Origin of the sequence: Staphylococcus equorum, assembly GCF_029024965.1 — a bacterium.
In the GTDB taxonomy this organism is placed as follows: Bacteria; Bacillota; Bacilli; order Staphylococcales; family Staphylococcaceae; genus Staphylococcus; species Staphylococcus equorum.
Genome location: NZ_CP118982.1, coordinates 2056027 through 2070345, shown reverse-complemented (window position 1 = coordinate 2070345; position 14319 = coordinate 2056027). Strand labels below are relative to the sequence as shown.

At 34.4% G+C, this 14319-nt stretch carries 13 protein-coding genes and 1 tRNA gene; 11 read left to right on the top strand and 3 right to left on the bottom strand.

Features of this window, described 5'->3' with window-relative positions:
- The first annotated feature begins 42 nt into the window (after nucleotides 1-42).
- From rapZ to PYW44_RS10050, 4 genes are all read left to right on the top strand, one after another.
- Nucleotides 43-969: an RNase adapter RapZ gene (rapZ, locus tag PYW44_RS10065; RefSeq protein WP_002508265.1), complete on the top strand. Its 927-nt coding sequence runs from the start codon at nucleotides 43-45 to the stop codon at nucleotides 967-969.
- Entirely contained in the window at nucleotides 956-1954 is a 999-nt protein-coding gene (locus tag PYW44_RS10060) for a gluconeogenesis factor YvcK family protein (RefSeq protein WP_021339460.1), read from the top strand. The genes rapZ and PYW44_RS10060 overlap by 14 nt, the downstream gene beginning before the upstream one ends.
- A gap of 44 nt (nucleotides 1955-1998) precedes the next feature.
- On the top strand, nucleotides 1999-2946 hold the full coding sequence (gene whiA / locus PYW44_RS10055) for a DNA-binding protein WhiA (protein WP_002512107.1): 948 nt from the start codon (nucleotides 1999-2001) through the stop codon (nucleotides 2944-2946).
- A 260-nt stretch (nucleotides 2947-3206) separates the two neighbouring features.
- Complete coding sequence (locus PYW44_RS10050) at nucleotides 3207-4052, top strand: YitT family protein (protein ID WP_021339461.1); 846 nt, start codon at nucleotides 3207-3209, stop codon at nucleotides 4050-4052.
- A 210-nt stretch (nucleotides 4053-4262) separates the two neighbouring features.
- On the opposite strand, the gene PYW44_RS10045 is transcribed toward PYW44_RS10050, so the two are convergent.
- Nucleotides 4263-4334: transfer RNA gene (locus tag PYW44_RS10045), tRNA-Arg, on the bottom strand.
- Between the two features lie 154 nt (nucleotides 4335-4488).
- Here PYW44_RS10045 and clpP point away from each other — a divergent pair.
- The gene (clpP, locus tag PYW44_RS10040; protein WP_115076046.1) at nucleotides 4489-5073 is read left to right on the top strand and encodes an ATP-dependent Clp endopeptidase proteolytic subunit ClpP; all 585 of its coding nucleotides are present in this window, start codon (nucleotides 4489-4491) and stop codon (nucleotides 5071-5073) included.
- Nucleotides 5074-5142: 69 nt separating this feature from the next.
- Here the strand turns inward: clpP and PYW44_RS10035 are convergent, their stop codons facing one another.
- Nucleotides 5143-6039: a TIGR01777 family oxidoreductase gene (locus tag PYW44_RS10035; protein WP_002508259.1), complete on the bottom strand. Its 897-nt coding sequence runs from the start codon at nucleotides 6037-6039 to the stop codon at nucleotides 5143-5145.
- An 855-nt stretch (nucleotides 6040-6894) separates the two neighbouring features.
- Between PYW44_RS10035 and PYW44_RS10030 the strand changes: the two genes are divergently transcribed.
- Entirely contained in the window at nucleotides 6895-7554 is a 660-nt protein-coding gene (locus PYW44_RS10030) for a DUF4887 domain-containing protein (RefSeq protein WP_021339864.1), read from the top strand.
- A 340-nt stretch (nucleotides 7555-7894) separates the two neighbouring features.
- Here PYW44_RS10030 and PYW44_RS10025 read toward each other — a convergent pair whose 3' ends face one another.
- On the bottom strand, nucleotides 7895-8128 hold the full coding sequence (locus tag PYW44_RS10025; RefSeq protein WP_002508257.1) for a hypothetical protein: 234 nt from the start codon (nucleotides 8126-8128) through the stop codon (nucleotides 7895-7897).
- 379 nt (nucleotides 8129-8507) lie between these two features.
- On the opposite strand from PYW44_RS10025, the gene PYW44_RS10020 reads away from it, so the two are divergent.
- From PYW44_RS10020 to gpmI, 5 genes are all read left to right on the top strand, one after another.
- The gene (locus PYW44_RS10020) at nucleotides 8508-9524 is read left to right on the top strand and encodes a sugar-binding transcriptional regulator (RefSeq protein WP_021339865.1); all 1017 of its coding nucleotides are present in this window, start codon (nucleotides 8508-8510) and stop codon (nucleotides 9522-9524) included.
- 53 nt (nucleotides 9525-9577) lie between these two features.
- The gene (gap, locus tag PYW44_RS10015; protein ID WP_002508255.1) at nucleotides 9578-10585 is read left to right on the top strand and encodes a type I glyceraldehyde-3-phosphate dehydrogenase; all 1008 of its coding nucleotides are present in this window, start codon (nucleotides 9578-9580) and stop codon (nucleotides 10583-10585) included.
- A 131-nt stretch (nucleotides 10586-10716) separates the two neighbouring features.
- Complete coding sequence (locus tag PYW44_RS10010; protein ID WP_002508254.1) at nucleotides 10717-11907, top strand: phosphoglycerate kinase; 1191 nt, start codon at nucleotides 10717-10719, stop codon at nucleotides 11905-11907.
- 77 nt (nucleotides 11908-11984) lie between these two features.
- Entirely contained in the window at nucleotides 11985-12746 is a 762-nt protein-coding gene (gene tpiA / locus PYW44_RS10005; RefSeq protein ID WP_002508253.1) for a triose-phosphate isomerase, read from the top strand.
- 1 nt (nucleotide 12747) lies between these two features.
- Complete coding sequence (gene gpmI, locus PYW44_RS10000; protein ID WP_021339866.1) at nucleotides 12748-14265, top strand: 2,3-bisphosphoglycerate-independent phosphoglycerate mutase; 1518 nt, start codon at nucleotides 12748-12750, stop codon at nucleotides 14263-14265.
- Nucleotides 14266-14319: the final 54 nt, after the last annotated feature.

Here is a 14319-nt window from a genome sequence, read left to right as displayed (position 1 = left end):
ACTAATTTTGCGATTAAAATAATCAATGGATGGTGTAAAGAGATGCAACGAGAAGAAAAAGAAATAGTAAAGAGTGAATTGTTGGTTGTAACTGGTTTGTCAGGCGCCGGAAAATCTGTGGTCATTCAGAGTTTAGAAGACATTGGATATTTCTGTGTAGATAATTTACCACCGATTCTTTTACCAAAATTTGTAGAATTGATGGGGCAAGGAAATCCTTCTTTACAAAAAGTAGCGATTGCTATTGATTTAAGAGGTAAGGAACTATTTAAATCTTTAATTAAAGAAATGGACCAAATTAAGAGTAACTCAGATGTTATTGTTGATTTAATGTTCTTGGAAGCATCGAATGAAAAACTGATTTCTCGTTATAAAGAAACACGTCGTGCACATCCTTTAAATGAAAAAGGTCAACGTTCATTAATTGAAGCTATTGAAGAAGAACGTGAGTTGTTGACTGAAATACAAAGTTTAGCGAATTATACGATTGATACATCGCAAATGACACCGAAAGAATTGCGCAAACGTATGGGAGATTATTTTAATCAAAGTAACTATCAAACATTTAATATTAATGTAATTAGCTTTGGTTTTAAACATGGTATACAAATAGATGCGGATCTTGTATTTGATGTAAGATTTTTACCTAATCCGCACTATGTTGATGAGTTGAGACCATTAACTGGCGAAGATGAAGCAGTATATAAATATGTAATGAAATGGAAAGAAACAAACATTTTTTATGAAAAATTAATGGATTTATTGAAATTTATGATACCAGGATATAAAAAAGAAGGAAAATCTCAACTTGTTATTGCAATAGGTTGTACTGGTGGCCAACATCGTTCTGTCGCACTAGCCAAACGTATCGGAGCAGAACTCAGGGAGAGTTTTGACTATAATGTGTATGTACAACATAGGGATGCACATGTCGAAAGTGGCGTGAAACAAAAAAATGAAAAGAATTAAGCTTGTACTTATAGGTGGAGGTACGGGTTTATCCGTTTTAGCACGTGGTTTAAAGGGTTATCCGATCGATATTACGACGATTGTCACAGTAGCTGATGATGGTGGTAGTACGGGTAAAATACGAAGCGAAATGGATATACCTGCTCCAGGAGATATACGAAACGTTATTTCGGCATTAAGTGAAACAGAATCAACAATAGAACAATTGTTTCAATATCGTTTTAAAGAAAACCAAGTCGAAGGTCATTCTTTAGGTAATCTACTCATTGCTGCATTAACCAACATCAATAACGATTTTGGACATGCAGTGAAAGAACTAAGTCAAATTTTAAATATTAGAGGACGTGTTATTCCTTCTACCAATACGAGTGTACGTTTAAATGCGGTGATGGAAGATGGAGAAATTGTATATGGCGAATCTAATATTCCAAAAAAGAATAAAAAGATTAAACGTGTATTTTTAGAACCAGAAGATGTTGAGCCAATGGAAGAAGCAGTTGAAGCAATAGAAGAGGCAGATTTAATCGTATTAGGCCCTGGCTCACTTTATACGAGTGTGATTTCTAATCTATGCGTGAAGGGTATTTCTAATGCACTGCTAGGTGGAGATGTTCCTAAATTATATGTTTCAAATGTTATGACACAACCAGGTGAAACAAATAGTTACACTGCAATCGATCATGTGAACGCAATACATGATCATGTTGGTCAGAACTTTATCAATTATTCTATCTGTAGCACCCAATCATTTACTGAAGATGTGTTAAAGCGCTATAGGGAAGATGGAGCATCACCAGTGAAATGTAATATGGATCATATGGAAGAACAAAATATTAAAGTATTTACACATCCTAATTTAGTAGAGGTTTCTGAAGAATACTACGTGCGTCATAATACTGAAGTATTATCTAAAATGATTTATGAAATAGCTATGAGGGAAACTGACACGATTGAATTTACGCGTGAGAAAGAAAATGATAAATAATAACTAAGTGATTTCATTTAGTTAAAGAAGGGACTGATTAATCTATGAGCTTTGCATCCGAGATGAAAAATGAACTGACTAGAATAGAAGTAGATGAAGAGAATGCAAAAGCAGAGCTCAGTGCGCTTATTCGTATGAATGGTGCACTCAGTCTTTCCAACCAACAATTTGTTATTAACGTACAAACCGAAAATGCTACTACGGCAAGACGTATATATTCGTTAATTAAAAAAGTATTTAATGTTGAAGTGGAACTACTTGTGAGAAAGAAAATGAAATTAAAAAAGAACAATATTTATATCTGTCGTATTAAAGTACGTGCCAGAGAAATATTGGATGAATTAGGTATTTTAAAAAGTGGTGTCTTCACGCACGAAATTGATGAAGCATTGATTCATGATGATGAAATGAGAAGAAGTTATTTACGTGGTGCTTTTCTTGCTGGTGGCTCTGTAAACAATCCAGAAACGTCATCTTATCATTTAGAAATATTTTCATTATATGAAGATCATTCTGAAGGTATAACGCAGTTAATGAATAAATATGAATTGAATGCCAAGCACCTCGAACGAAAAAAAGGTAGTATTGCCTATTTAAAAGAAGCGGAAAAAATTTCTGATTTCTTAAGTTTAATCGGGGGATATCAAGCACTTTTGAAATTTGAGGATGTTCGTATCGTACGTGATATGAGAAACTCTGTTAACAGATTGGTGAATTGTGAAACTGCTAATTTGAATAAAACAGTAAGCGCTGCTATGAAACATGTAGAAAGTATTCGTTTAATTGACCAAGAAATTGGTCTGGATAATTTACCTGAAAGATTACGTGAAATTGCAAAACTCAGGGTAGAGCACCAAGAAGTGTCTCTTAAAGAATTAGGAGAAATGATGACTTCTGGCAATATATCTAAATCTGGTGTGAATCATCGATTAAGAAAGTTGAATGAAATGGCGGATAAATTGAGAACTGGCGAACCAATTGAACTGAAATAATATACTTTACAGTTTTATATTTTACCTTGGACTCTTCAATTCTACCTTCGAGAAATATTAGTGGCATTATTAAAAATAAATCTAGTCATACGTGAATTAGTTGTGCTAGTATTATTATAAAATAATTGTATAATTTAATTTTGATTATTAACGCCTCTATAAAGAGGTGTTTTTTTATATAATTAATACAATTTGTGATGCGTAATAGCAATAGAATTATGCTTAAATCCTATTGTTGTTGGAGTCGAAGGAGTGAGTTAATGTCAAAACTGTTTAATAAGCATTCTAAAAATATTATTCTTTGTATAATAGGTACGTTTATTAACGCAATAGGTGTCAATTGTTTTTTACTTGGATCTAACTTAGGAGACGGGGGCACTGTCGGTATATCTTTAGCATTATTATATTCATTTGGATTGTCGCCGGCTTGGACATCATTAATTATCAATACACTCGTTGTATTAATTGGTTGGAAATTTTTGAGTAAAACAACTGCAGTCTATACAGTTATAGCAAATACGTCACTTTCACTGTTCTTACATTTAACTGAAAATATAAATCTTGGTGTGGATAATTTCGTGATTAATGCTGTGTTTGGTGGGGCTATTATCGGTATTGGTGGAGGTTTAGTTATTGCGACAGGTAGTACACTTGGAGGCACATCAGTTATAGCTAAGATAATTAATAAATACTCAGAAATTAAAACATCGCAAGGCATCTTTGTGTTGGATGCACTCGTCGTTCTATCCTTTTTGATGGTACTTCCTTTACAAAATGTGTTATTTACAATCATTATGCTATTTGTAACCGAAAGAGCGACATCGTTTATCATAGAAGGATTTAATCCTAAAAAAGCAGTTACGATTATATCAAGTAAAAGTGAAACAATTAGCGATAAAATTAATGCTTTTACAGGAAGAGGCTCTACGATATTAACTGGTAAGGGCGGCTATGCTAAGAGTGAGACGCATATGCTATACGTGGTAGTGCCACAGTCTCAAGTGACGAGAGTGAAAAAGCTTGTTAACGAAGAAGATGAAAACGCCTTTTTAGTAATCCATGATGTGAGAGATGTTTTAGGTAGTACTTTTATAAATGTAAAATAAATTTATAAAAGTATTGATTTAAAAAAGAGAAACAATTGTCTTGCATAGATTTTTAGCATATTATAGACTACATAGATTACTAGATATATTGAAAAAGGGTATATGGTAAAAGTGGTTAATGAGTTGAGTGTTTTTAAATAAAAAATAAAACCCGATACCATAGATATATAACCTATGGTATCGGGTGATGTTTAGAAAATCTTATTCAAGTCCCCTCGAAGGGAATCGAACCCCCATTTTAAGAACCGGAATCTTACGTGTTATCCATTACACTACGAGGGGGTTAAAAAACACGCTAATACAAGTGTACAAATCTTAGAAGTAACGGTCAATAAGAATAATGTAAGTTTCGTGAAATTTCGAGCTTTAATTTTTGACCATATTTGACTTTTGAGTTAAAATAAATTTATCAATTAGAAATGAGGAGGCAATATTAATGAATTTAATACCTACAGTAATTGAAACAACAAACCGTGGGGAACGTGCATATGACATTTACTCACGTTTATTAAAAGACCGTATTATTATGTTAGGTTCACAAATCGATGATAATGTAGCGAACTCTATTGTTTCACAATTATTATTCCTACAAGCACAAGATTCTGAAAAAGATATCTATCTTTATATCAATTCGCCAGGCGGAAGTGTGACGGCTGGATTTGCAATTTATGATACAATTCAACACATTAAACCAGATGTACAAACAATCTGTATTGGTATGGCTGCCTCAATGGGTTCATTCCTACTTGCAGCAGGAGCAAAAGGTAAACGTTTTGCTTTACCAAATGCTGAAGTAATGATTCACCAACCACTTGGTGGTGCGCAAGGTCAAGCAACAGAAATTGAAATTGCTGCGAATCATATTCTTAAGACACGTGCCAAATTAAACCAAATTTTAGCAGAGCGTACTGGTCAGTCAATTGAAAAAATTGAAAAAGATACAGATCGTGATAATTTCTTATCAGCTGAAGAAGCTAAAGAATACGGTCTAGTTGACCAAGTTATGGTTCCTGAAGCATAACGCTAAAATTAATATAAAAGCTTAATTAAAAAAGACAAGCCACATCATGTGGCTTGTCTTTTTTAATTATTATTCTACTAAATCTTCTAAAGCTATTTTTAAATCTGGATATTTAAATTTAAAGTCTATAGCCTGTAATTTATTTGGTATTACTTTTTGTGTGTCCAATACAACTGTAGACATTTGGCCTAAAGCTAATCTTAAGGCTAATGCAGGTACCCAAGTGAAATGGGGACGATGTGTGACGCGTGCCAATGTATAGCCAAATAAATTTTGATGTTCAACAATAGGCGCTGTAAAGTTGAAAACGCCATGTGCATTTCCGTTGTTAATTGTATAGAGTATGGCTCTTGTTAAATCATCTAAATGAATCCAAGAATACCATTGTCTACCTGAACCGAGTTTACCACCAAGGTAAAATTCATATGGTAGTTTCATCAAAGGTAAGGCACCTCCATCTTCTGCTAGGATCATGCCAAATCTACCAATCACAACACGTGTGCCTAATGATTCAAACTGACGTGCGCGACGTTCCCATTGGTAAACTACTTCTGATAAGAAATCAAATGGGAGCGATTTATATAATTCTGTATAAGTTCGATCGTAATCTGGCTTGTAATAACCAACTGCACTCGCATTAAAGAATACTGAAGGTTTTTGTTTGCGGTTTTTAAACAAGTCGAATAATGCTTGCGTAGACTGTAAGCGGCTCAACATAATTGCTTGTTTATGTTCTTTTGTCCAACGTTTCATTAAGCTTGCACCTGCAAGATTAATAACGATGTCAATATCAGGAATTTGAGATTCCCAATTCGTTTTAGACCAATTAACGTATGTTATTTTTGGATGTGAAGTTGATTTGTCTTGTCTAGTAAGAATTGTTATATGCGCGTCACTTTGCTTGATAGCTTCAACGAGTTGGGTACCAACCATACCTGTGCCACCTGTTATTAAATAGTGTTTCATTATATCACCTCATAAAATAGTAATGCTTTAGACTGTAATGATTAAAAAACGACTCAAGCTAAATTTTTCTGACATAATTCTTTCGAAAATTGTTCAAGAATATGTCATTTAGTCATCTTAAGAAGTATTTAAAATAATATTGGATACCGTTATAATAAGGGTACCTTCGATATTAATTAATCATCTCTTAATTATTTCGAGTATACCCCATAATATACTAACGAAGGTAAAATTTTGACTCCCTTTAGTAGTGGCCTATGCGATTATCGTATAGGCCTATATTTATATGCTAACGTAATTAAAGATTTATAACTATCTTTTTATTTATAAATTGCTTATATAAACGTATCCTTAATAAATTTTTTAATGCTTTACTATTAGATGAAAAGAAATATTAGACTGAAAATAACTAATAGAAGGAAAATAATAAAACTAAAGAAAAGATTACGTTTCTTGGAAGTAGGCTTTGGTTCATAGTTGTCATTTTCAACCATCATTTGACGAAGGCCTTTTTTGTTAGGGTGACCCTGCTGCTCAAAATCATTTAATAAATCATGTTTATTCATATTTAGCTCACATCCTGTTATGATAATAGTGAAACATGTAAAGTAACAATTGAAATTAAATAAAAGTATTGAAAATATAGTTTGATTTAGATTAATATTATACTGAATCATAAAATGTTAAAGCATAGTTGTATTTTACAACAGATATGACATCAAGATAACAGCCATATTAAAAAATAGTTAATCGGTTTGATTAGTATAAAAAATAGTGTAAAATATACATTTGTTAATGAAAGTACATTTAGAATAAATATAAAAGTTATGATATAAATTGAAGTGAGGGGAGCTTATGCCAAAGCATAATCAAAATAACAAGAAAATGAGCAGTTTTGCAAAAATTGTGAGTGCGATTATTGTCTTGTTATTAGTAGGTGGATTAGTTTTTGCCATTTTTGCCTTTGTAGATCATTCGAAACAAGCCGACGAACGTTTAGCTGATCAAAAGCAAGAAGAAAAAGATAAGAAAAAAGAAAAGACTAAAGAAGAAAAAGATAAGAAAAAAGAGAAATCAACAGAAGAGTCACAAGAAACGCAACAAACCCAACAACAAACTCAGCAAGCTCCAACTACGCAACAAACACAGCAGACACAACAAACTCAACAACAAACAAAACAACCTGCAACAGCCGAACGTACAACAGAAGAAGAAAAAGACTCTCCTGAGAAAACAAAAGAAGAAACAACTGAAGAACGCTCTACCGAAGAGCAAACTACAGAGGAACGTAGTACAGAAGAACGCACGACTGAAGAACGCACTACAGAAGAACGCACGACTGAAGAGCGTACAACAGAGGAAAAAACACCTGAGCCATCTACAGAAGAAAAAACTTCAGAACCTTCAACTGAAGAGCAAACACCTGAACCTTCAACAGAAGAAAGAAGTAGTCAAGCTGACACACAAGAAAGATCAACACAAAATAGTAACTCGAATTCATCAGAAGAAGATTAACGTTGTTCATAACGGTTTAGTAAATATAGTTGTATAAGCTATTAAAAAGAAGCACTCGTTCTCACGGGTGCTTCTTTTATATTGTCAACAAAGACTACGACTTTGCTAGCGTTTTTCTATGCTATTTCTGCAGTCATAGCCTTAGTCTATAGTATTCAGCTAGGATTTTTCTTGAAGGAGTCAGACCAAAGCGTTGTCATTTTTTAAACCAATCAATCATTCATCATTAGTAATTAGTTGACCCCTTATAAAGACAAACGCAGACTTTATTTTAATTAACTTGAAGGGCAGGGTGCTTATAATTTCAAATAAAATAAAAGCTAATGTGAATCAAATTGAATTAAAATAGGAAGTTTAATAAGAAAGTAAGGAGCGATGACAAGAGTATTAAGGTAATGCAACCACTCAAACAACCGAATGGGCCACAACCACAACCGATATTTTTTGTATAATTATATGATTGGTGTTGGTGTGTACCAGCGTATGGTTTTTGACTATGCTTATTAAAATGATCTGGGTCCTTATATCGTTGGTCATCCGGATCGATAACCTCTGGTTGATCTTTTTGTGACATAGTTTTTCCTCCAAAATAGTATTATAAAACTATTTTAATGATAATAGGACAACCATTCAATCATTCACGCTTGTAAAAGCATAAGAATGTGAATAATATGTGTTTATATTATAATATGTACTATTAAAAAATAATAAGTATGAATGATTAATTGATGTTTTTAACGGGTATTAAATTATTGTAGGTAGTTACAAAAGTAACAAAAATTTTAATGGTCAATAGTTAATAATTAATAGATAGGTATTTCTCTTGCAATTTTAAAAATATAGTAGTAGTATTGCTGTTATAAGAGGTTATATTTTTTTGTCCCACCAGGGACGTAAAAAGTCAATCTATGGTTAGAACTTGACCCTTTAAATGGAAATGGAGGTGGATAGTAGTGAAGGACTTGATAAAAATTCAACAAAAGTTAGTTCCAGAAATTGTTGAAAAGATGTATCGTCGTTTTTCAATACTCACTACTATCTCCAAGCATCAACCCGTAGGTAGACGAAGTTTAAGTGAATACATGGATTTGACTGAACGTGTACTGCGTTCAGAAACAGATATATTGAAGAAACAAGAACTTATCAAAGTTAAACCAACAGGTATGGAAATAACTGAAGCAGGTGAAACAACGATTCGTCAATTGAATAGCTATTTCAATATTTATTCAGACGATCATCATCTTGCGCAAGTTATTAAAGAGCAGTACAACATCAAAGAGGTTTACGTCATACCTGGCGATTCAGATGCTGATAAAACAGTTAAGATTGAGTTGTCACGTCAGGCGGGACAACTTGTAGAAGATGTTCTTTACGAACATGCAATAGTTTCTGTGACTGGTGGTTCAACGATGGCATATGTCAGCGAAGCCATGCACAAGCAACCGTACAATGTATTATTCGTACCTGCACGTGGAGGACTTGGTGAAAATGTTGTATATCAAGCGAATACGATTGCTGCAAGTATGGCGCAGCAAACGAACGGTGATTATACAACACTATATGTACCAGATAATGTAAGTGAGACAACATATAATACGCTTATGTTAGAACCATCAGTTATCCATTCACTTGAGAAAATTAAGGAATCCAATATTACGATCCACGGCATTGGTGATGCGCTGAAGATGGCGCGAAGACGTCAATCACCTAGTGAAGTTATAGAGAAACTTCAACATCACAATGCCTCGGGAGAAGCATTTGGATATTATTTCGATGATCAAGGTGACATTGTCCATAAAGTGAAAACGATTGGACTACAATTAGAAGATCTTGAGTCGAAGAAGTTTATCTTTGCCGTAGCTGGGGGTAAATCAAAAGGAGAAGCTATTAAAGCTTACCTTTCAATTGCACCCAATAACACTGTATTAATCACAGACGAAGCTGCGGCAAGAGTAATCGCAAAACAATAGTAATAAAAGGTGAAATACACTTTTTAAATATCATTTTAAAGGAGGCCATTATAATGGCAGTTAAAGTAGCAATTAATGGTTTTGGTAGAATTGGACGTTTAGCATTTAGAAGAATTCAAGACGTAGAAGGTATTGACGTAGTAGCAGTTAACGATTTAACAGATGACGAAATGTTAGCTCATTTATTAAAATATGACACTACACAAGGTCGCTTCACAGGAGAAGTTGAAGTAGAAAAAGACGGATTCCGTGTAAATGGACAAGAAGTTAAATCATTCTCAGAACCTGAACCAAGTAAATTACCTTGGAAAGATTTAGACATCGATGTTGTTTTAGAATGTACTGGTTTCTTCGCTGATAAAGAAAAAGCAGAAGCTCACATTGACGCTGGCGCTAAAAAAGTATTAATCTCTGCACCAGCAACAGGCGACTTAAAAACAATCGTTTATAACACTAACCACAGTGAATTAGATGGTTCAGAAACAGTTGTTTCAGGTGCTTCATGTACTACTAACTCATTAGCTCCAGTAGCTAAAGTTTTAAATGACGACTTCGGCTTAGTTGAAGGTTTCATGACTACTATTCACGCATATACTGGTGACCAAAGTACTCAAGATGCTCCACACAGAAAAGGCGACAAACGCCGTGCACGTGCAGCTGCTGAAAACATCATCCCTAACTCAACAGGTGCTGCTAAAGCAATTGGTTTAGTAATCCCTGAAATCGATGGTAAATTAGACGGTGGCGCTCAACGTGTTCCAGTTGCTACTGGTTCATTAACTGAACTTACAGTTGTATTAGAAAAAGACGTAAGCGTTGAAGACGTTAACGCAGCAATGAAAAATGCTTCAGACGAATCATTTGGTTACACTGAAGACGAAATCGTTTCTTCTGACGTAATCGGTATGACTTACGGTTCATTATTCGATGCAACGCAAACTCGTGTTATGACAGTTGGAGATCACCAATTAGTTAAAATAGCTGCTTGGTATGATAACGAAATGTCTTACACTTCACAATTAGTTCGTACTTTAGAATATTTAGCTGACCAATCTAAATAATTCGGATTAAAAAATTAATTTAACAAGCTTAAATGTTGTTAAATTTAAACAATAAGCTTAGGAGTAAGCGGGGAGCACATCGCTTCTCCGCTTATTTTACTTTATTGTTCCATTCAGAGGAGGAAGCTTATATGGCTAAAAAAATTGTAACTGACATAGAATTAAAAGGTAAAACTGTACTTGTACGTGCAGATTTTAACGTACCAATGAAAGACGGCGAAATCACTGATGATAACCGTATCGTTCAAGCATTACCAACAATAAAACATATTATTGAGCAAGGTGGAAAAGTAGTATTATTCTCTCACCTAGGTAAAGTTAAAGAAGAAAGTGATAAAGCAGAATTAACTTTAAAACCAGTGGCTACAGCATTAACAGAAAAATTAGGTAAAGATGTTGTGTTTGTACCTGAAACACGCGGTGAAAAACTAGAAGAATCTGTTAAAGCACTTAACGAAGGTGATGTACTTTTAGTTGAAAATACACGTTATGAAGACGTTGAGGGTAAAAAAGAATCTAAAAATGATTCTGACTTAGGCAAATACTGGGCTTCACTTGGCGATGTATTCGTAAATGATGCTTTTGGTACAGCTCACCGTGAGCACGCGTCTAACGTTGGTATCGCATCTAATTTAGAAACAGTTGCAGGATTCTTAATGGAAAAAGAAATTAAATATATCGGTGGCGTAGTTGAAAACCCTGATAAACCTGTAGTTGCAATTTTAGGTGGCGCTAAAGTTTCTGACAAAATTGGTGTCATCACGAACTTATTGAAAATTGCTGACAAAGTACTTATCGGTGGCGGAATGTCGTACACATTCTTCAAAGCGCAAGGTAAAGAAATTGGCTTATCATTATTAGAAGAAGATAAAGTTGACTTTGCTAAAGAATTATTAGACCGTGCTGGCGATCAAATTGTATTACCAGTAGATTGTAAAATTGCTAAAGAATTCTCAAATGACGCTGAAATCACAGAAGTATCTATTGATGATATCCCAGCTGATCAAGAAGCAATGGATGTTGGTCCGAAAACAGTAGAATTATTTAAAGAACAATTACAAGGTGCGCATACAGTTATATGGAACGGACCAATGGGTGTATTTGAATTAAGTAACTTTGCTAAAGGTACGATTGGTATTTGTGAAGCAATCGCTGAATTAAAAGATGCTAACACAATTATCGGTGGCGGCGATTCAGCTGCAGCAGCAATTTCATTAGGATATGCAGATGACTTCAGTCACATTTCAACTGGTGGCGGCGCTTCATTAGAATACCTTGAAGGTAAAGAGCTACCGGGCGTTATCGCAATTGCTAACAAATAATTGCACGACTAAATATGCAAGACATGATTATAGTGTTTAAAATATTAATCATAAATTACTAATAGGAGTGTTATATAATGAGAAAACCAATTATCGCAGGTAACTGGAAAATGAATAAAACAGTTCAAGAAGCTAAAGATTTCGTTAATGCATTACCAACATTACCAGATACTAAAGAAGTAGAATCTGTAATTTGTGCACCAGCAATTCAATTAGACGCATTAGTTACTTTAGTAAATGATGGTAAAGCACAAGGATTACAAATCGGTGCTCAAAATGCTTACTTCGAAGATAATGGCGCATTTACTGGTGAAACTTCTCCAGCTGCATTAGCAGACCTTGGTGTTAAATATGTTGTTATTGGACATTCAGAACGTCGTGAAATCTTCAAAGAAACTGACGAAGACATTAACAAAAAAGCACATGCTGTATTTAACCATGGCATGACACCAATCATTTGTGTTGGCGAAACTGATGAAGAACGCGAAAGTGGAAAAGCAAACGAAGTTGTAGGCAACCAAGTGAAAAAAGCAGTAGAAGGTTTATCTGAAGAGCAATTACAACAAGTAGTTATTGCTTATGAACCAATCTGGGCTATCGGTACTGGTAAATCATCAACTTCTGAAGATGCTAATGAAATGTGTGCATTTGTAAGAGAAACAGTTGCTGAGTTATCTAGTCAAACAGTAGCAGATGCAACTCGTATTCAATATGGTGGTAGTGTTAAACCTAACAACATTAAAGAATACATGGCTCAATCAGACATCGATGGCGCATTAGTAGGCGGCGCATCACTTAAAGTGGATGATTTTGTACAATTGTTAGAAGGTGCAAAATAATATGGCGAAACAACCAACTGCATTAATTATTTTAGATGGTTTTGCAAACAGAGAAACAGAACATGGTAATGCTGTAAAACTAGCTAATAAGCCTAATTTCGACCGTTACTACAGTAAATACCCAACAACGCAAATCGAAGCAAGTGGTTTAGATGTTGGTCTTCCTGAAGGTCAAATGGGTAATTCAGAAGTTGGTCATATGAATATTGGTGCTGGACGTGTAGTTTATCAAAGTTTAACGCGTATCAATAAATCTATCGAAGACGGTGATTTCTTTGATAATGAAGTATTAAACAACGCAATTCAACACGTTAAAGACAATAATTCAGCGCTACATCTCTTTGGCTTATTATCTGATGGTGGTGTTCATAGTCATTATAAACACTTATTCGCATTATTAGAATTAGCTAAAAAGCAAGGTGTTGAGAAAGTCTATGTTCACGCATTCTTAGATGGACGTGACGTAGATCAAAAATCATCACTAAAATATATCGAAGAAACGCAAGCTAAATTCGATGAACTTGGCATTGGCCAATTTGCATCTGTTTCAGGGCGTTATTACGCAATGGATCGTGATAAACGTTGGGATAGAGAAGAAAAAGCTTATAATGCAATCCGTAATTTTAAAGGTGAAACTTTTGAATCAGCTAAAGCTGGTGTCGAAGCTAACTACGAGAAAGATTTAACAGACGAGTTTGTTGAACCATTTATCGTAAAAGATCAAAATGACGGTGTGAATGATGGCGACGCAGTTGTTTTTTATAACTTCCGTCCAGACAGAGCAGGACAACTTTCTGAAATATTTACAGACAAAGCTTTCGAAGGTTTCAAAGTTGAACAAATTGACGATTTATTTTATGCAACATTTACAAAATATAACGACAATGTGAAAGCAGAAATCGTTTTTGAAAAAGTTGATTTAACAAATACTATCGGTGAAGTTGTTCAAAACAATGGTTTAAAACAATTGCGTATTGCAGAAACAGAAAAATTCCCACATGTCACTTATTTCATGAGTGGTGGACGTAATGCTGAATTTGAAGGTGAACGTCGTCGTCTAATCGACTCACCAAAAGTTGCAACTTACGACCTTAAACCAGAAATGAGTGCATACGAAGTTAAAGATGCATTAATTGAAGAATTAAATAAAGGTGACTTAGATTTAATCTTATTAAACTTTGCTAACCCTGACATGGTTGGACACAGTGGTATGCTTGAACCAACGATTAAAGCAATAGAAGCTGTAGACGAATGTCTAGGCGAAGTGGTTGATAAGATTACAGAAATGGGTGGTCATGCTATCGTTACTGCAGATCATGGTAACTCAGACATGGTATTAACAGATGATGATCAACCTATGACTACACATACGACGAATCCAGTTCCAGTTATCGTTACTAAAGAAGGCGTAACATTGCGTGAAACGGGTCGTCTAGGTGACTTAGCACCAACATTATTAGATTTACTCAATGTAAACCAACCAGAAGATATGACTGGTGAATCATTAATCAATCATTAATTTAATGAATTAAAATTTAGAGTGAAAATTGATGCTATAAATTAAGATAGAAGG

Coding starts and splice junctions, on each gene's coding strand:
- rapZ (WP_002508265.1), top strand. CDS start 43: ATGCAACGAGAAGAAAAAGAAATAGTAAAGAGTGAATTGTTGGTTGTA.
- PYW44_RS10060 (WP_021339460.1), top strand. CDS start 956: ATGAAAAGAATTAAGCTTGTACTTATAGGTGGAGGTACGGGTTTATCC.
- whiA (WP_002512107.1), top strand. CDS start 1,999: ATGAGCTTTGCATCCGAGATGAAAAATGAACTGACTAGAATAGAAGTA.
- PYW44_RS10050 (WP_021339461.1), top strand. CDS start 3,207: ATGTCAAAACTGTTTAATAAGCATTCTAAAAATATTATTCTTTGTATA.
- clpP (WP_115076046.1), top strand. CDS start 4,489: ATGAATTTAATACCTACAGTAATTGAAACAACAAACCGTGGGGAACGT.
- PYW44_RS10035 (WP_002508259.1), bottom strand. CDS start 6,039: ATGAAACACTATTTAATAACAGGTGGCACAGGTATGGTTGGTACCCAA.
- PYW44_RS10030 (WP_021339864.1), top strand. CDS start 6,895: ATGCCAAAGCATAATCAAAATAACAAGAAAATGAGCAGTTTTGCAAAA.
- PYW44_RS10025 (WP_002508257.1), bottom strand. CDS start 8,128: ATGTCACAAAAAGATCAACCAGAGGTTATCGATCCGGATGACCAACGA.
- gap (WP_002508255.1), top strand. CDS start 9,578: ATGGCAGTTAAAGTAGCAATTAATGGTTTTGGTAGAATTGGACGTTTA.
- PYW44_RS10010 (WP_002508254.1), top strand. CDS start 10,717: ATGGCTAAAAAAATTGTAACTGACATAGAATTAAAAGGTAAAACTGTA.
- tpiA (WP_002508253.1), top strand. CDS start 11,985: ATGAGAAAACCAATTATCGCAGGTAACTGGAAAATGAATAAAACAGTT.
- gpmI (WP_021339866.1), top strand. CDS start 12,748: ATGGCGAAACAACCAACTGCATTAATTATTTTAGATGGTTTTGCAAAC.